Below are 17,854 nucleotides of genomic sequence, written 5' to 3' on the forward strand. Positions count from 1 at the left end.
ATACTATTATTAATTACCCGCAATAAATTTATATTGATAAGTAGCTTGCAGCAATTGCAGTTTATGAAGGATCAGCAGTTGCCGGGCCTGGTTTTCTGCATTGAGCTGACCGATATAATCATGCACCGTGATCACGCCGTTTTCCAGCTGCGCTTTGGCAGATTGCTTTACCGATGCGCGAAAGCCAATTGCAGCTTCATCTTCCGCAATCATTTCATGAAACTTCTTCACCTCGGTGCGCTGTTGCGTCAGGTTCATATTGGTGTTGAACAAAAAAGTTTCCTCCTCCACGCTGATCGATTTACGGTTATTTTCGATGATGCGGCGATTGTTTTTGAGACTGTATAAACTCCCGAAGTTCCAGTTTAATCGTAGTCCGGTAATATACCAGGCACCAAAATCATTTTCGAGGAAGTTGAGTGTAGGCCGGCCATAGGCGCCCTGGAAAAATGCGTTAAAGCGGGGCAGGTATTCGGATTTCAACTGCTGCTCCTGCACTTCCGCGGCCTTGCGGCGGTATTGGTACCAGGCCAGTTCCGGGCGGTTGATGTTACCTGCTACCGGCTGCTCTTCGGGCATTTGAAGGGGCACCGTGTCGGGCAGTTGCCGGCCTATAAAGGCGCCCAGCATTTGCGTATAGGCGCTTCTGTTAGATTTAAAGGTAATCTCCTGTGATTTGGCGGAGGAGCGTTCTGCTTTCAGTTCATCCACATTACTACGATAGGCGGTACCATTGCGGTAAGCCGCGCTCACTTTTTCGATGGCGTTGTCCAGGTCCGACAGCCGCAGGTTATTCTGTTTAAGTTGCTCGTCCATCAGCAGGATGGAGAAATACAGCTGATCCACCCGTTCGCGGATGGCGTACAAGTTCACCGTTACGCTTTGCTTTTCTACGTCGGAACTGGCTTTGATGACTTCCTTCTGGTAGTGGGAGTTGTTGGCATCAAAAATAGTCTGTTGTACTTCTGCTGCAACTTTGTACTGGTCTTTACTGAGTGTGGGAAAGGTAATACCAACAGCAGGCGGCAGTTGCGGGAAGCTCACCACATCCGACTGATAGGTGGCGGAGCCTGAAATATTGAGTTGCGGAAGGTAAATTTTCCCCGCATTCGCCAGTGAATAGTTCCTGCTGGCGTTGATCAGGTCGTAGCGTTTGATCAGCGGATAATGCTGTTCTGCCAGGGTATGACATTGTTCCAGTGTAAGCACGGGTTCTTGCGCCGCGGCCATTACAGCAGGGAATGTCAATAATAACACCAGCTTAAGGGCAGTTAGCTTGTGCGTCATATATCCAGGAATTAGATGTTACATCATTAACTTAATCCAACCGGGAATTTGTGTTTTACGTTCTTCCATCATGGCCTTAAATATTTTCATATCGATGGCGCCTGTTTTAAGCAGCAGGTGCCGGGCTACAAAGGGAAGTGTGAGCATGCTTACCAGGTTCATCACCAGATGTAAAGGCGCAATTTTCAATTTTCCTTTTCCATGCAGTTCCATCAACTGTTTAACGAAGTAGGAAGTGAGGAACACATTATTTTCTACCAGTTCTTTTGTGATATCGTTAGAGCTGTTGGCTACGCCGTTCATCACAAACAGCGGCAGGTCGGGGTGCACCAGCAACATATCTATCCAGCCTACACATACCAGGTCTATTTTTTCTTCCGGGGTAGTATGTACGTCGTTCAGTACGTCTTTGATGCCGGATAGCAGTTGCCGGATAGCATCTTTCATGACGAGGTCGTACAATTTTTCTTTACTGCGGAAATAATAGTTCACCAGCGAGAAGTTGAGGTCAGCTTCTGCGGCGATGTCGCGCACGGTGGTGGCGGCGTACCCGTTGCGGGTAAACACCGCTCTGGCTGCGCTGAGGATTTTCTCTTCAGCGGAGGCATCCGGATCTTTCTTCTTCCGTGTTGCTTTGGCCATGTCGATACTGTTTACAGCACAAATGTAGGAGCCGTTTTCCAATTAAACAAATGTATTAAACAATTGTTCAAAAATAATCTGCATAAACTTTTGAACTCCCTGAGTGTTAACGATTTTTGGATTGATACCAGGGCGCTTGTTCGCAGCCAGTACAAAATAAAACAGCATCCATATGCATTTTGACGGACCCCGGCACTTTGAAGATTTCATTCGTGAAAAATGGCCATTAGGAGAAAAGGTTAGCCTGTTTTTGTTGGTGGTGGCGATTACCACCGTGGTGCGACTCTTCTTTTTACCGGACGATATGGCGGAACCCTGCCGGAATGCGGCCGTACTAATTATGCTGGCTGTGGGCTTCTGGCTCACAGACGCTATGCCTCCATTTGCGGTGAGCATGTTCGTAATTGGTTATACGGTATACTTTCTCCATGATGCGCGGGCAGTTCGGAATATCAACCCGGACTGGGAACGTTATGCAGGCACGTGGTCCAGCCCGGTCATCTGGATGATGATGGGCGGCTTTTTTATTTCCCTGGGTATTCAGATTACTTCTTTGGACAAGTCGATTGCCAATTTTGCGCTGCGGATGTTTGGCACCAAGCCCACGAAGTTGTTGCTGGGTATCATGTTGCTAACCATGCTCCTCTCCATGCTGGGCGTATCCAATACTGCTACTGCGGCTATGATGGTGGCCATCTTCACGCCTCTTGCAAAAAAAATGGACAAGAAGGATCCGTTTATAAAGAGCCTGTTTCTCGGTATTGCCATTGCGGCATCATTCGGCGGTATGGGCACCATCATTGGTAGTCCCATCAACGCGATGGCGATTGACGCAGCCGCAAAAAAGGGTATTAACATCAGCTTTCTTTCCTGGATGGAAATGGGTACTCCCCTGGCGTTGGGCTTTACAATTCTGGGTTGGCTACTGCTGCATTTTCGCTACAAGCCCATGCAGGACCAGGTACCACCGCTGGAAGATGTGAACAGCAAGCCGCATCACGAGTACACCTATTCAGAAATGAAGGATCGCTGGATTGTTGGGATCACGTTTGTGATTACACTGATTTTGTGGCTCACCACTTCGGTTACCAATATCCCGGTGGCGGCAGTTTCCTTTGTGCCCATGATGATGCTCACACTCACTGGCGTGATCCAGCAAAAAGATATCCGGTTGATCTCATGGGATACGTTGTTGTTAGTGGCCGGTGGACTCACGCTCGGAATGGCTGCGCAGGAAACGGGATTGCTGAACTACATGACCAAACACATCTCCCTCCCGCAGGAGAAGTTCACGGCCGTTTTACTGTTTTCCTACCTTACCGTATTTATTTCCAATTTCATGAGCAGCACAGCCGCCGCCAGTATCCTGATACCGCTGGCTAATACCCTCATGCCCCATGATGTTGAATTTGTGTCCATCGCGATCGGTTTTTCCTGCAGCATCGGCATCCTTCTCCCCATATCCACCCCTCCCAACGCCATTGCCCTAAGTACGGGATTCCTGGCGCAGCGGGATTTCCGTCTCCCCGGATTATGCCTGCTATTCTTTGGCCCCATAGCCATTTGTTACACTATCTTCTGGTGGGTACAATAATTTTTTTATTATTTAGGGAGATATTAACGCTGTAGTTTAAAAAGTTTCCGTCCAATCGATACTTGACCCCGGCAAATATCTTTAATTGACGCCGTCTACCAATCGCATTATCAGCCCTGTACGGCGCTAGCGCAACAGTTGCGCAGATTGCTTTACAAAATAATTTTAAAAAGCAACCAAAACTTATCCATTTTCGTAAATATTGATAACCTGATGGTAAAATCGCACTTTATTGTATTAAAGTGCTAATATCTTTATCCTGTTTTCGTTAAATTCGTTTCAACAATTTTTACTGACTGACCCCAAATTAGTCGCCCTTTATCTCAATACACCAACATGCGCTATCTGTTATTTATCCTGTTATTTGCCACAACGGTATCTGCACAGCAACGTATTACAGAAGCAGAAACTTCGTTTGCCATTCTCGCCAGAGATTCGGGCGTGAAGCGGGCCTTCCTGCGCTACCTCGACAGTACCGCCGTTACTTTTCAAAACGGCACTATTCAAAATGGCCGCCAGCAAATCTGGAAACAACCTGATTCCGACCTGCAACTGATATGGAAACCGGTATACTATTACACGGCGCTCAGCGGCAACACAGGTTTTACCACCGGCCCCTATGAATTAAGGGCGCCTGGCAGCGATTCCGCACGGGACCGCGGGCAATTCAGCAGCATCTGGGCGAAAGATGCCTATGGTAATTGGAAAGTGGTGCTGGATATTGGGGTATCCACACCTCCCTCCAAAGTGGACACCATCAGCAATACAAAAATAGCGCGGGTGAGCAGTTTACCTTCCGGCATCGGGGATATCCGGGAAGTAGAAGCCAGGTTCCTGAAATCCTATCAGACCTCCGGTAACCTGGCATTCAGTGAATATATTGACGGGGCCACCTGGTTTAACCTGGAAGGTTATCCGCCTTTGCATGACAGCACCAGCATCATGCAGGCCATCAACCAGGTTCATGGCAGAATTATGTTTAAGCCGGTAGCCGGTGGCCTCTCTGAGGATCGCGACCTGGGCTACGTGTACGGCTATACGCTGGAAGGAAGTAAAAGGAATAACTACATGCGCGTGTGGAACCATACACAATCCGGCTGGAAAATATTATTACAGATTATACAGTGGTAGGCATCCTGCCTATTCCGGATTAAGCACCTACACCCACTCCATTATAAGCATCCGTGAGCGCCTGAATATCCAGTTTTACCATACCCATCATGGCCTGCATTACCCTGCCAGCCTTTGCAGGATCTTTATCCCCCATATACTGACCTAACTGTACCGGGATGATCTGCCATGACAAGCCATACTTATCCGTCAGCCAGCCGCAACGATCTTCCTTTCCACCATCAGCGGTAAGTTTTTCCCAGAGCTCATCTACTTCTGCCTGGGTAGTACAGTTAACAAACAATGAGATGGCGGGCGTAAAATTAAATTGCGGGCCTCCGTTTAAGGCGTAGAACGTTTGACCTTCTAACTCGAAAATGGTGGAGAACACAGGCCCCTGCTGTCCTGGCTCCTTACCCGGCATGCGGCTAACATTTACAATTTTTGAATTTTTGAAGACGCTGGTGTAAAAGTTGGTCGCTTCTTCTGCCTGACCGTTAAACCACAAAAAGGGGATGATCTTTTGCATAGTAATCAGTTTTTATTGTGATACAAACGTACTGACTATTATGCAAATCATCAGGGGGGCAAAGCGACATTTTACAGGCCAATCCCGACAAGCCAGCCGGCCGGCAAAAACCTGGTACTTTTGCCTGGCCCGGCGTCGGTTGTCGTCACTTATGCATATGCTTCTGCCCATGCGGGCACGTTATTTCTCAGCATTCGCTTGGCCATGTGGATACGGCTTTTAATGGTACCCATCGGTTCTTTCATCATATCAGCTATTTCCTGGTATTTATAGCCCTGGCTGTACAGCTGGAAAGTTACCTTGAACTTACCCGGCAGGCCATCCATACCTTCCTGGAGCTCCTTGAGGGTGAGCGCCATTTCAGTGCTGTTATTGTGCAGGTTGCGGTCGGCCGCATGCGCCACCTCATGCTTGCTGTAGCTTTCAAATTTGTCGTGCAGTTGCTTTCTCCGGTAATTATTCAGGAAGATATTCCGCATGATCACAAGCAGCCATGCTTCCATACTGGTGCCGGCTGCGAATTTATCCTTGTTCATCAATGCCCGGCAAAGCGTTTCCTGGCAAAGGTCCTGAGCGGCATCTCTGTTACGGGTAAGCTTGATCGCAAAGGGCAACAACGCCTCCACCACCAGTGGCAACTGGTATTCGAATTCCTGGCTAAACATAATCTTGAATTTTGAAGTTAACTGAGATAAGCACGGATCATCCAGGCCCATTTTTCATGCACTTTCAACACACTGGTCAGAAAGTCCACCGTGCCCGGATCGTTATATCCTTCTGTAGTACTGATTTTCTGTTTGATTTCCCTCACTAATGTTTCGTGGTCATTGAGCAGGTTGGTCCATTGCTGTACGCGTTCACTGGTGCTTTCGCCTTCCAGCAGACTTGCCAGCTTCAGATAATCTTCCATACGGCCCATCGCAAAGTGCCCCACTTTGCGGATGCGCTCTGCCGTATCATCAATTACATCAGCTAATTCATTATACTGCTCTTCATAAAATTTGTGCAGCTCAATCATGTTTGTACCGGTAACATTCCAGTGATAGTTTCTTACCTTATGATACAAAACCTGCTCGTCTGCCAGCAATCCGTTCAACAATAATCCAACTGCCTGTGAGTTTACGTCGCTTAAACCTATATTCGCTTTCATGTTAAAAATTTTTCCGTTTCCGATGATGTAAAATTCATCAATGATCGTTACTTGCTCAATGGACAGATAAAGGATTCTGATGTACATAATGATCCTGATAGTATTTTGTACTTTTGGGGCGAAATTTTGAAGTGAAAGAGATGAATAAGAAAAAGAAATGGTTCGACAAGAGCACCATCCTGAATGCCCTGTTACTGGTTTTTGTAATACTGATGCTGGTAAGCCCTACCGCTAAATCCTATGTTATACGCGGACTGATGAAAGTAGGCCTGTTCCAGCCTTCCGTTCCTGCCACGGCAGCTGCCAAAGCACCGTCCATGACTTTTAAGGACAGCTACGACAAACTTATTAATATAGAGGAACTGAAAGGGAAAGTGGTCATCCTTAACTTCTGGGCTACCTGGTGCCCGCCCTGCCGCGCGGAATTACCATCTCTCCAAACCCTTTATGAAAAAAATAATAACGAAGCGGTATTTATTACTGTAGATGCTGACAGAAAGCTGTCTGTTTCCAAAAAATTTATGGATGACAACGGCTACAGCCTGCCAGTATTCAAGACCATGAGCGATATACCCGCCACCATATACGACGGCACCCTGCCTACTACCCTTGTGATCGACAAGCGCGGTAATATCCGCGCCCGCTACACCGGCGCAAAGGATTATACGAATGGTAAATTTGAAACATTCCTGCAATCCCTGCTGGCGGAATAACTAAAAAAAATAATTGCGATCATGTATATTTAAACCCTGTAAATTTTCAACTTAAAATAGCTTACAATGGAATACAGAGTATTTGGAAGAACCGGCTGGAAAGTGAGTGAGATCGGCTATGGCATGTGGGGCATGGCAGGCTGGACGGGATCAGAAGAGGCAGAAGTAAACGCATCGCTTGACCAGGCCATTGAACTGGGCTGCAACTTCTTTGATACAGCCTGGGGATACGGCGAAGGCCTGAGTGAAGAGATCCTGAACAAAACCATGAAACGCCACGCCGGCAAACGACTCTACGCTGCCACCAAAATACCGCCTAAAAACAGGAAATGGCCATCCAAACCGGAATACTCCCTCCAGGATGTATTCCCGGCTGATTACATTGTAGAGTATACCGAAAAAAGCCTGAAAAACCTGGGCGTAGAATGCATCGACCTCCAGCAGTTCCATGTATGGGAAGATCATTGGGCCAACCAGGACGAATGGAAAGAAGCTATTACCAAATTACAGCAACAGGGTAAAGTAAAACACTGGGGCATCAGCGTAAACCGCTGGGAGCCGGATAACTGCCTGGAAACATTAAAAACAGACCTGATCGATGCTGTGCAGGTCATCTATAATATTTTTGACCAGGCGCCGGAAGATAACCTGCTCCCGCTCTGCCGCGAAAAAAACATCGCCGTTATTGCCAGGGTGCCCTTCGATGAGGGTACGCTCACTGGCACTTTCACAAAAGAAACTACTTTCCCTGCGGGCGACTGGCGCGCCAGCTACTTTGTGCCGGAAAATTTAAACAGCAGCGTGGAGCATGCGGATGCACTCCGGCCACTAATCCCTGCAGGCATGACCATGCCGGAAATGGCGCTTCGCTTCATTCTCAGTAATCCGGATATCAGCACTACCATTCCGGGTATGCGTAAAATCAGGAATGTAAATGCGAACATGGCCGCCAGCGATGGCAAAGGCCTCCCTGAAACGCTGCTGACGGAATTAAAAAAACACCGCTGGGACAGAACTCCCACCGGCTGGTCACAATAACGAATTGCTACCATCACAAAAGGGCTGCCTGCATACCCAGGCAGCCCTTTTGTTTGTAATAACCCCTTTAAATATTTTACTGCAATTTCGCGAGCCACAGCGATGCGTTCAGGTGCAACGCAGGGTGACTGGTATAACCGGAAGGCACATCGCCGGACCAGCCATTGTGCAAATTATCATTGGTATCGCCGGTACCATCATCGGATGGAGAGCTGTCGCCCACAAATACCACCCTGCCGGTGCCATAGGTAGACAACAGCGCCATTACGCCGGTACTCCCATTGAGGGTAGCACTGTTTCTCCAGAAAAGCCCCTGTACGTTGGCATTGGATGCAGGATACAGCGTAGCAGTAGTGCCGTTATAAAACGCCAGCTTGGAGGCAGTGCCTGCCAGTCCGCCCAAAACGGCCGTAGCATTGGTATTGCTGCCGGTATACACTTTCGTACTGGGCCCTTCGCTAATGTCAACAGAGTCCACCACAAAGCCGAAAGGCTTGTTATTATTGATACCATTATTACTCATCAGGTCATTCCAGATACGTGGCGAATCATAGCCATCGCCGTCCCTGTCGGATGGATTATACCCGTTTGCATCCGCACCACCGATGTTCTGCCCGGTGTGATCAGCCACCATCATCAAGCCACCGCCTGCATTTACGAAATTCATGATCGCAGTTTTTTCTGCGGCAGTAAACAGCTTATTAGGTTCTATTACTACAAATACATCGTAGTTGCTCAAATCCTGCGGATTGGAAGCGTTGCCATAGGTAATAGCACCGCCGTTAGGCAGGCTTTCCACATACTGGCCTCTTTTTACCAGTTCCACTGCCCAGGACGACATGGCACCCTTCCAATAGGTTTCCGCTGTAGTAGCGGTTATTCCCGTGTAAGACGGTGTAGGATAACGCTGCGCGGCAGTTTCGGTGGTAGAGCCGCCCGTATAAATAGGCACGCTTTCGGTACCATCGGCATCTATCTGCCAGTCGGCGCTGCCGGCATTTTCCCGCTTGCTGGCATCAAACAGGAATTTTTTCCCGGTGATGGGTGTACCGCCACCATAATCGTTTACCACGATGTTATCAAAGTTGATACGATTGGTGCCACCACTGAGTTTGCGGATTTCAATTCGCACGTTTCCGGACACGTTGATCGTGAATGTTTGGGTAGTCAGTGTAGCCGTGCTCGTGATAGTGGTGCCCGACTGCGTCCAGGTGGTGCCATTATCCGTGGAATAGTAAAGACCCCAGGTGCTGGCGGCATCGCTGCCGTAAGTACCATGCGCTACCGACACAGTGCTGATACCGGTGGTTACGTTAAACAGCATGGTAATGCGGCCGGTATTGCGTACACGGGCCGACCAGCTGCCGGACTTCAGATCCGCCGCCAGGTTGCCCACCAACGCATCATACAGATTCCAGGAATTACTGTGGAGGGTCACATTGTCGCCCGATGAGGAACCGGCTGGTGACACATCATAGGCGGTTTTCGGGCTCGTAGCGCCCACCTCAAAGTCTTCAGATAAAGTTACGGTTTCAGTGCTTGCCCGACGGATGCTTTCTGGTGTTGGCGCAACAGGGTTTACATTCTTCTTACAACCTACAAACAAACATGCCGACACAACAGACATCAGGAGGATGATCCTGAATGGAGTTCTTAGCATAACAAATTGGAGTTTAATTGTTGTGAATGATTGCTATAACAGGGTTATTACAAGTTGAATTTAGGGGTTTAATATGAAGTGGAAATGTCGGGTATGTTAACGCTATATTATTTCAGTTATTGTTTTTTCCCGGCTTTAAACCAGTGCCTTCGGCACTGGCTTAAAGCCGGGATGGCAATGGGCAGTTGCCCTCCCGGAGGTGGTGCAAATATCCGCGTTTCACCGGATGCTGAAGGCATCCGGTGAAACGCGGAAAAGGCATGGGCTTGCGCCCATGCCTCCCTTCTAGCAAGACAGATTTTTAACCTATCAGTTCAAAGCCTCTGGCTTTTATCGCCTCGAGCATTTCGCGTGTATGCGTAATGGTGGTAAGCGGATTGAGGATGGTGAACTTCAGGTAGAACTCACCTTTTACTTTAGTACTGGCTACCAATATAGTACCATCAAAAAACAGGGATTTTTTTATGGAGAGATTCAGTGCCGATAAATCAGCAACCACGCGGGCTGGCGCAAAACGAAATACGAGCACCCCAAGGTCGGAATCCGATAAGAGTTCAAAGTCTGCATCCTGCTGCAATGCCGCAGCAGTGGCGGCGGCGGTGTCGATCATTTTATCCGTGTACATCCCCAGTTTCTCTTTCCCCATCAAACGCAGCGTACACCATAGTTTGAGTGCATCAAAGCGGCGCGTACTCTGGGTGATGGACTTATTGATTTGTGCCGGCAGCTCTTCGTAATCCTGCTCAGCAGGATTGAGGTAATCGGCATGATGCTGTACAATCTTTAAGGTCTCCCTGTGCTTTACGAGAAAAGCACTGCTGCTGATGGGCTGAAAAAAAGACTTGTGGTAGTCTACAGTTACGGAGTCTGCCAATTCAATGCCATGCAACAAATGGCGGTTTTTGCCAGAGAGCAGCAACCCGCAGCCATAGGCAGCATCTACGTGCAGCCATAACTGGTAGTGCGCGGCCAGTGCGGCAATAGCAGGTAACGGATCAATGTTACCAAAATCAGTGGTACCGGCGGTAGCAACAATGGCGATCGGAATGTTACCGGCAGCCAGTTCTGCTTCAATGAGCTGCCGGAGTGCAGCGGCATCCATACGGAAACGATGATCTGTTTTTACCTTGATAACAGCCTGCTCTCCGAGGCCCAGGAGCGAGGCATTTTTCTGATTGCTAAAGTGTGCGGTATCTGCTGCAAAGATGCGGTAGCGATGTGCCTGTGGCGGCAGTCCATCCTGCTTGATATTTACGCCGTCTTTTCGCCACGCGAAGTGATCCCGCGCCAGCAGCAGCCCCATCAGGTTACTCTGCGATCCTCCACCGGTGAAGATACCATCTCCCTGATCACCAAAACCGAGTTGCTCACAGGTCCACTCCACCATACGGCGCTCAATGAAAGTACCACCGGCGCTCTGGTCGTACGTATCCTGGGAAGAGTTGATGGCTGCAATGATCACCTCCGCTGCCAGCGCTGGTATTACCACCGGGCAGTTAAGGTGCGCAATGTATTGAGGCAGGTGAAAAGCTGTGGCATGCCGGATATACAGGTCATACACTTCGGCCATCAGCTCCTCATAATTTTGCAGTGGGGCATCCAGGTTTACCGCTGCCACCGCAGCCTTAATGGTGGCAGGCTTCACGCCTGAAAAAGGTTGTTTATTGTGTTCAAGAAAATGCAGCACCGCCTCCCGGGCCTGCTCTGTCGCTTGTTTATATTCGTCCGCACTGCCTTCATAAAAAATATCTTTCAACAAGGTATCCTGTAATTGGGTGCGACTATTTGCTATGCTGAGTTGTTCGGTAAACATAATATCAAGTTTGATTAGTCCTGGAATACTTTGCCATAGTGCTCTTCCATGATAAAGAAAGGATCGTTGGTGCGGGTAACTGAGCGGATATGGATTAAGCTGGTTTTACTCATCATTCGTAGCATCATCCTGCGCTCACAGGGCACCATATTACCGTTTTCATTGCGGAAACCCGCCATGAAAGCATTACGCCCATGCGCGCAGAGGTGATTGTTTACGAAAATCAGGTCTCCGGCCTGTGGTACAAAATCGTTATAGATATGTGTTTTCGCCACCTTCCAGAATTCTTCGAGGTGGTGCAGTGCTTCGGCCGATTGATTCGCATCTGAATTATAAATCTGTTCGGCTGCATCAAAGCGGATAAATGGATAGGTACTGTTACCGTATAAAACAGCGGTAGAAACCTCTTCACCTACCGCAGCATCCTGGCTGTAATTGGCATCCTTAGGGCATTTATAGAGGTCCCGGAACAAGGGGGCCATAATAGCGTCCGTAGCGCCGTGCGAGCGAATAGAATACAAGGTGGATGGGACCTGCTCTTCATTGCGTACAAACAAAAAGCTGAGGAAGTCTGCCTGGTTATAGAGGAACGCATCTTCTGTATGTACAAACAGATCCGTGCGGGAGCCGCTGCCGGTTTGGGTATAGCTCATGTTTTCATCCGGAATGATGGGGTGCAGCAGCCCTCCTCCTTTTCGTTGTGCATAGTACTGCACTGGTTTGCTGGGCACGGCGCCGTGGATCAGGCTACTGATAAACCCGAACGCGTACAGCTTCTCGGGGTCCATCTCTTTCCAGCTGGCGGGCGTTTTGCCCAGCTCTTCCTGGTCTACCTGCATCAATCCACGGAACACAATGGCGCCATATTGCGAGGCGGAGAAATCAGTACCGAAAGCGCTGAGGATGCGGGTAATTCGTTCGGGTAGCAGCTGATAGGCGTTCAGGTGCAGCGTCGCCAGAAACGCCGGATTTTCGTAGCTGCCGTATTCACGGATCAGCTTTTGCCCGATGTAGTGAATGGCGGTAGATTCACGTGCGGTGATATCCACGATCAGTGGGGCTGCCGGAGGAATATTGCTGGTTTGTTGCCAGTCCTCCACGGGTATATCCTTGGTAGTAACGGTTAAATTTTTCATGCAGAAGGGTTTAATTGGGTAACTGGTTTGCGCGATTGCTTTGCTTTCAATTGCTGCCATCCTTCCTCCCGGTATTCGGCGGCCAGTTTGCCGCCATCGTAGTGGTTCCATCCGGGGGGCATTACAAGATACCGGAGCTTATTTTTCCAGCCCGGGGCGGTGCGAACGTCCTGCCAGAGATCTTTCCAGAGGCCTACCTGCACCTGCCACAGGTTTTTGCTGTTGATGTGATGGTTAAGTAATCCATATTCTGGTTTCACGTCGTTTACTTCCGATTGGAAAGTGCCGAAGATCCGGTCCCAGATAGAAAATGTTTCTCCGTAATTACGGTCCAGGTAAATCAGGTTTTTAGCATGATGGACCCGGTGTATGGAAGGCGTTACGAAAAAAACTTCGAGCCACCGCTGTTTCCCGACGATGTCGTCGAAATGATCGTTTACATGTTCATAGAGGCCATATAATCTCGCAATAGCCTCTACTATAAACAACATAAAAGGATCAAAGCCCAGCAGCGGCAGGCCAAGGATAGTGAGTGGCATATGCAGTATTCCCAGGAAAGAACCCCGCACCGCTACGGTCAGCTTCATTTCTTCGGCAGTATGGTGTACACCATGAATGCACCAGAAGAAGCGTACTTTATGCCCCAGGTAATGTATGAGCCAGAACATAAAATCGTATACGAAATAAGCCAGTATCCAGATATACCAGGCATATCCAAGGGTAAACAGGCGGTATTCGTATAGCCACATCATAGTGCCAAAAATGAGGATTTTCCCGAGGAAGATGGGCGGAATGCTGTCCAGCACATAGGAGAAGATATTCACCCATCCTTCGCGGTTGCTCTCCATCTTACGGGTGAGCACAAGGATCACCCATTCCAGCACCACCAGGCCAAGTACAACATAGCCAAATACTCCCTGCATCTTTCCTAAAATTAAAGGCAATGTGCTATCCATATAATCAGGTTTTCAGGTAAAAAATCAATACAGCCAGGTAACTTTTTTTTCAATCGGCGTACGCCTTTTCGGGTTACAATAAGTAGCCCTATCATAATAGCCCATATAAAAAAATCCCAGGCATTTTTCGTTTGGCGCCAGGCCAAAGCGACTGGCGTATTCCACACAGGCATCGCAGCTATCCCAATAAGCGCCTATATCATAGGCTTCGCAGGTAAGCGCCATATTTTGTACGGCACAGCATACAGCGGCCATTTCTTCCCATTCTTTTATTTCAATTTTAGTATGGCGGCACATGATGAGTACGATCATACAGGCCGCCCTTTCCGGATAGACTTTGGCCCGCTCATACCGTTCCTTGGGAAACACTTCTTCGGATAGCCGTTCGCGATAGTACGCTGCCAGGTACTCCCCAAAGGGCCTGCGCTGACTTCCCTGCAAAACAATAAAGCTCCAGGGCTGTGTCATCCTGTAGGTAGGCGCCCACGTAGCGTTGGTGAGCACTTCCCGGATGATGGTTTCGGGAATGGGTTCGTTCGTATAGTCGTCGGCGTATACACTCCGCCGGTTGCGGATAATGTCCGTCAGCAACTGCTGACGAACATCCCGCCTGGTTTCCGTTGCTATCATATACTTACTGCGTTAGATAGTTCAGGAGTAACTTTGATGGCACGTTTAAACGGCGCTATCGGATTACGCAGGGTACCTGCCAGTTGCAGACTACCGGCCGGATCTGCCAGGTCCACCATCTGGCGGTTGTTTCGCAATTGCAGCCGGTTTAAGCAGGATAAAATAAACTCCGGCGCAAACATATCATACTGCTCAAACTTTTGCTGGTGCTGCGGTTGCTCCGACTGGTATTCATACACGCAATCGGCTACCAACTGCCAGAAGGCTGCTTCCGGGAAATTGCATTGTGTGTCCAGGATAGGCGCCAGGAAACGGAAAAAGCAATCGAAGATATCGGTAAGAATACTGAGGATACGCAACTCTTCGGGCACCTCCACGCATATACGCCGGCCTTTTTCTGCAATATCCGTACGCATGCGGAACACGCCGATTTCCTCGGTGATGTCTTTCATAATCGCTTTCACCGGCACCTGATTTTCCATCACCAAAATGAGATTTTCCCCATGCGGCATAAATACCAGGTCGTGCTCGTAGAAGCAGTGCAACAACGGCGTAAGGTAGGCGCGCAGGTGTTTTTTTATCCAGGAAGCGGTATCAATACCGGAAGCGCTGATCACAGCAGGTAGCAGGGCGTTGCCCTGGAAATCCTTATGCAGTAAGGCCGCCATGGTCATCAGTTGCTGGCCGGGTTGCAGCACTTTGGCCGGACTTTCCCGCCAGAGGCCCGCCAGCATTTTATTGTAGGCCGCCTGCTTGCCGAAAGGCTCGTAGTAAAAATTGCGGTATCCTACCGTAGCTACTTCACATAAGAGTGTGAAACCGTTGTTTACGATGTAAGGATCTTTACCTACCGCTTCCCTGATCCATTCTGTGATTGGCGGCGTACTGTCCATGTAATAAGGTGTTAATCCCCTTATGAAGCCCATGTTGAGGATAGACAGGGCTGTTTTAGTGTAGTGCTTCTCCGGATTGGAGCGGTTATAAAAGGTGCGGATAGATTGCTGGGCATTGAATTCGTCCGGACTATACCCCAGGCATACCAGGTGATGATTAGCCAGGTCAGGTGCGCAGATGATGGCCAGTTTATTATACCACTGCCAGGGGTGCACGGGAATAAAGAAGTAATCATCCGGCTGCAGGCCTTTGTCTGTCAGTATTTTATTAAACTGCTCCAATACAGGTGCGCCCAGTTCCTGCCTAATCAGGGTAGCATAAGGAAGTTCGCTCACGGCGCTATATGCGGTGCGACTCTTATGCCCTGCCAGCCAGATGAGGCGGATAGGCTGATCCGCTTCCGGCGCATATTGCTCATAGTCATTGGCATCAAAACCAATGCGGCCGTTGTTGGCAACAAAGCAGGGATGACCGCTGGTCATGGCGTGCTCCAATGTTTGGTAGTCGGCCTTTGCCAATTCGGTCAGCGGCAGCTGCGGCCTGCTCATCATAAATGCACTGCCGTACAGGGTGCTGGTGATTTCTTCGAGGTAGCCGGGAAGCTGCGCTTCGCTAATATTGAGCAGACTTTTAAATTCCTGGATAAACAGGATGCTGTCCAGTGGCTGCTCTTGTTCATTTGTATGTTTGGAGATGCTATTGGTATCGATGTGCCAGTGTTGCAGGCTCATGACGCGTGCATTGAAATAATACACGGTGCCCGTAGCATCCGGCGCGCTCAGGCGGTACCGGCTCCATTCGTTGTGGTCACTGATATATTCCGGCTGCAGCAGCAGCTCGTGTGAAAATTCGCTGATGATTTTAGCGAGGTGGAGTCTGTTGGCGGCTGCCCATATTTCAGGTTGCAGATGTGCCACCAGTTGCTCAGGTGCTTTCATATGCTATTAGTTTTTTTTCTTTGATAATTGATAGTGTTCTCTTGTGCAGGTAGCCAGGGCCGCGGTTTTATGAGGCAGCTGCACTTCCTTCTCATAAACAAAACCGGCGCGCCTGTTGAGCCGGTGGATTTTTTCATTCCTGGTATCCGGCTCTACAATCACCCGTTGGTGAGCGGGGTTTTGAAAAAGAAAATCCATGACGGCGCTGAATATGGCCCATGTAAAGCCATGTATTTGCTTTTCCGCAGGGCCAATGAGGAGGTGCATGCCTACATCTCCCTTCAGTACCTGGTAATGGCTCCCAATGAGGTCATAAGCCGGATCATATACTTCGCAGAGGAAGCTGGTGATACCGCCTACCTTCCCCATTAAAGCCATGGAATGATCGCTGTTGAAGATGTTGCTGTATTCGAGCGCTACTGCTGTCAGCGACTTATCCGTCATGCCCCAGTAAGTAGCATAGGGCTGCGTCACCCATTTATAAATCACCGGTATGTCTTTTTGCAGGTCCATGGGCCACAGTTCAATTGTACCAAACGGGTGGCTGGTTTCCTGGTATACCGGCATGGTATGTAAGGGAGATATTACCTGCATACATCAATATTGTGAAAGGGTTTGGAGACGGGTGCGCGCCATCAGGTAGTACAACAGTACTACACCGGCATAGCCTGCAAACGCCACTACAAACGGTACGTTGAGCGGCAGGTATTCCGCCAGCACGCCGGCAGAAAACGAAGCGGCCAGCACACCCAGGTTCTGGAAAAAATGAATTTTACTGTACTCCACAGCATACGATGCCGGATCGCTGATATGAAACAACAGCGCATCAAATCGGACGGCACATTGAAAAAACGCCCAGCCGTAGAGGCACCTGCCTGCGATGATCGTTAAAATAGCCGGATAGGCCTGCAAGATTAATCCGCAAAGCGCCAGGAGCAATGCCGGCAATATCCCATGCCATGGCGTATTATAAGGCTTGCGCGTTTTATTTGCATACAGTGCCGCCACGGCCACCGCCGCCGGAATAGCGTAGATGGTACCGGATAAAATGCGGCTATCTGAGGAGGACACCGATTCCCAATAGCGCACAAAAAACGGGCGGATGAGAAAATCAGCATAATAAAACAACAGCGTGATAACGCTCAGCTTCAGCATGGTGCCGCCCGGAATAAGATCGAACCAGCTATGTGATGCAGTTTCCTGCGGCGCCGGTTCCTGCTTACCCATGCTGAGTAAATACATACTAAGCGCCGCCTGAAAAAAATCGCCTGCAGCCATGCCCAGGTAGATATACCGTGGTTGCAGCCAGTCGATTACCATACCGCCGAAAATAGCGCCCAGCACACTTCCCAGGTGAATGATCACCGACAGGACGCTGATGATACCCACATGTTTTGCTACAGGGGTGATGCGTAAAATGTAAGGATACACTAACAGGTAGGAACCTTTAAACACGATCACCAACAAAGACACCACCCAGAACCATGGATACGAGGTAATGAAAGCACAGCTGCCAGCTAAAATTCCTGCTATCAGCTGCGTATATACGAGGATACGCAGTTCGGGGATCCGGCGGGAAACTATGGCCCATATAGGAAAAGCAATCATCACCGTGGCACATACCGCGCTGAAATAGATGCCGGTAATACGCGGATCGGTAACTCCGAAGCGGGTAGCAAAAAAGAGTGGGTAAAACGGGTGCATCATGTAATCACTCACCACCGCCACCAATGTCATGGCAATCAAAAATACTCTTACCGGCAT

The 17,854-nt window shown here is 49.1% G+C and carries 17 protein-coding genes; 4 read left to right on the plus strand and 13 right to left on the minus strand.

All coding sequences use genetic code 11. From position 1 onward, the window contains the following. Positions 1-9 precede the first annotated feature (9 nt). Both BUB18_RS09355 and BUB18_RS09360 read right to left on the minus strand, forming a co-directional pair. A complete protein-coding gene (locus BUB18_RS09355; RefSeq protein ID WP_073080141.1) occupies positions 10-1,287 on the minus strand; it encodes a TolC family protein in 1,278 nt (425 codons plus the stop codon). Between the two features lie 18 nt (positions 1,288-1,305). Continuing rightward, positions 1,306-1,929 carry a TetR/AcrR family transcriptional regulator gene (locus BUB18_RS09360; protein ID WP_073080471.1) on the minus strand — a complete coding sequence of 208 codons (624 nt, stop codon included), beginning with the start codon at positions 1,927-1,929 and terminating at the stop codon, positions 1,306-1,308. 172 nt (positions 1,930-2,101) lie between these two features. On the opposite strand from BUB18_RS09360, the gene BUB18_RS09365 reads away from it, so the two are divergent. Then, a complete protein-coding gene (locus BUB18_RS09365; RefSeq protein WP_083549656.1) occupies positions 2,102-3,523 on the plus strand; it encodes an SLC13 family permease in 1,422 nt (473 codons plus the stop codon). 336 nt (positions 3,524-3,859) lie between these two features. After that, on the plus strand, positions 3,860-4,654 hold the full coding sequence (locus BUB18_RS09370) for a Cif family virulence factor (RefSeq protein ID WP_073080143.1): 795 nt from the start codon (positions 3,860-3,862) through the stop codon (positions 4,652-4,654). Between the two features lie 19 nt (positions 4,655-4,673). On the opposite strand, the gene BUB18_RS09375 is transcribed toward BUB18_RS09370, so the two are convergent. From BUB18_RS09375 to BUB18_RS09385, 3 genes are all read right to left on the minus strand, one after another. Next, a complete protein-coding gene (locus BUB18_RS09375) occupies positions 4,674-5,162 on the minus strand; it encodes a VOC family protein (RefSeq protein ID WP_073080144.1) in 489 nt (162 codons plus the stop codon). A gap of 149 nt (positions 5,163-5,311) precedes the next feature. After that, positions 5,312-5,827: an RNA polymerase sigma factor gene (locus BUB18_RS09380; protein ID WP_073080145.1), complete on the minus strand. Its 516-nt coding sequence runs from the start codon at positions 5,825-5,827 to the stop codon at positions 5,312-5,314. Positions 5,828-5,844: 17 nt separating this feature from the next. Continuing rightward, positions 5,845-6,312: a Dps family protein gene (locus BUB18_RS09385; RefSeq protein WP_073080474.1), complete on the minus strand. Its 468-nt coding sequence runs from the start codon at positions 6,310-6,312 to the stop codon at positions 5,845-5,847. A gap of 140 nt (positions 6,313-6,452) precedes the next feature. On the opposite strand from BUB18_RS09385, the gene BUB18_RS09390 reads away from it, so the two are divergent. Further along, complete coding sequence (locus BUB18_RS09390; RefSeq protein ID WP_073080146.1) at positions 6,453-7,025, plus strand: TlpA family protein disulfide reductase; 573 nt, start codon at positions 6,453-6,455, stop codon at positions 7,023-7,025. Between the two features lie 66 nt (positions 7,026-7,091). After that, complete coding sequence (locus BUB18_RS09395) at positions 7,092-8,063, plus strand: aldo/keto reductase (RefSeq protein ID WP_073080147.1); 972 nt, start codon at positions 7,092-7,094, stop codon at positions 8,061-8,063. Between the two features lie 76 nt (positions 8,064-8,139). Here the strand turns inward: BUB18_RS09395 and BUB18_RS09400 are convergent, their stop codons facing one another. From BUB18_RS09400 to BUB18_RS09430, 8 genes are all read right to left on the minus strand, one after another. Further along, entirely contained in the window at positions 8,140-9,723 is a 1,584-nt protein-coding gene (locus tag BUB18_RS09400) for a hydrolase (RefSeq protein ID WP_073080148.1), read from the minus strand. Positions 9,724-10,024: 301 nt separating this feature from the next. Then, complete coding sequence (locus BUB18_RS09405; RefSeq protein WP_073080149.1) at positions 10,025-11,536, minus strand: pyridoxal phosphate-dependent decarboxylase family protein; 1,512 nt, start codon at positions 11,534-11,536, stop codon at positions 10,025-10,027. Between the two features lie 14 nt (positions 11,537-11,550). Continuing rightward, a complete protein-coding gene (locus tag BUB18_RS09410; RefSeq protein WP_073080150.1) occupies positions 11,551-12,672 on the minus strand; it encodes a Fe(II)-2OG oxygenase family protein in 1,122 nt (373 codons plus the stop codon). Next, positions 12,669-13,628, minus strand: coding sequence for a sterol desaturase family protein (locus tag BUB18_RS09415; protein ID WP_073080151.1), 960 nt, complete (start codon positions 13,626-13,628; stop codon positions 12,669-12,671). Before BUB18_RS09415 ends, BUB18_RS09410 begins: the two co-directional genes overlap by 4 nt. 24 nt (positions 13,629-13,652) lie before the next feature. Next, a complete protein-coding gene (locus tag BUB18_RS09420; protein WP_073080152.1) occupies positions 13,653-14,258 on the minus strand; it encodes a nitroreductase family protein in 606 nt (201 codons plus the stop codon). Further along, a complete protein-coding gene (locus BUB18_RS09425) occupies positions 14,255-16,090 on the minus strand; it encodes an IucA/IucC family protein (protein WP_218588015.1) in 1,836 nt (611 codons plus the stop codon). Before BUB18_RS09425 ends, BUB18_RS09420 begins: the two co-directional genes overlap by 4 nt. 6 nt (positions 16,091-16,096) lie before the next feature. After that, positions 16,097-16,684, minus strand: coding sequence for a GNAT family N-acetyltransferase (locus tag BUB18_RS29835; RefSeq protein ID WP_218588016.1), 588 nt, complete (start codon positions 16,682-16,684; stop codon positions 16,097-16,099). A gap of 3 nt (positions 16,685-16,687) precedes the next feature. Beyond that, on the minus strand, positions 16,688-17,854 hold the full coding sequence (locus BUB18_RS09430; RefSeq protein ID WP_218588017.1) for an MFS transporter: 1,167 nt from the start codon (positions 17,852-17,854) through the stop codon (positions 16,688-16,690).

This window comes from Chitinophaga jiangningensis (assembly GCF_900142605.1).
In the GTDB taxonomy this organism is placed as follows: domain Bacteria; phylum Bacteroidota; class Bacteroidia; order Chitinophagales; family Chitinophagaceae; genus Chitinophaga; species Chitinophaga jiangningensis.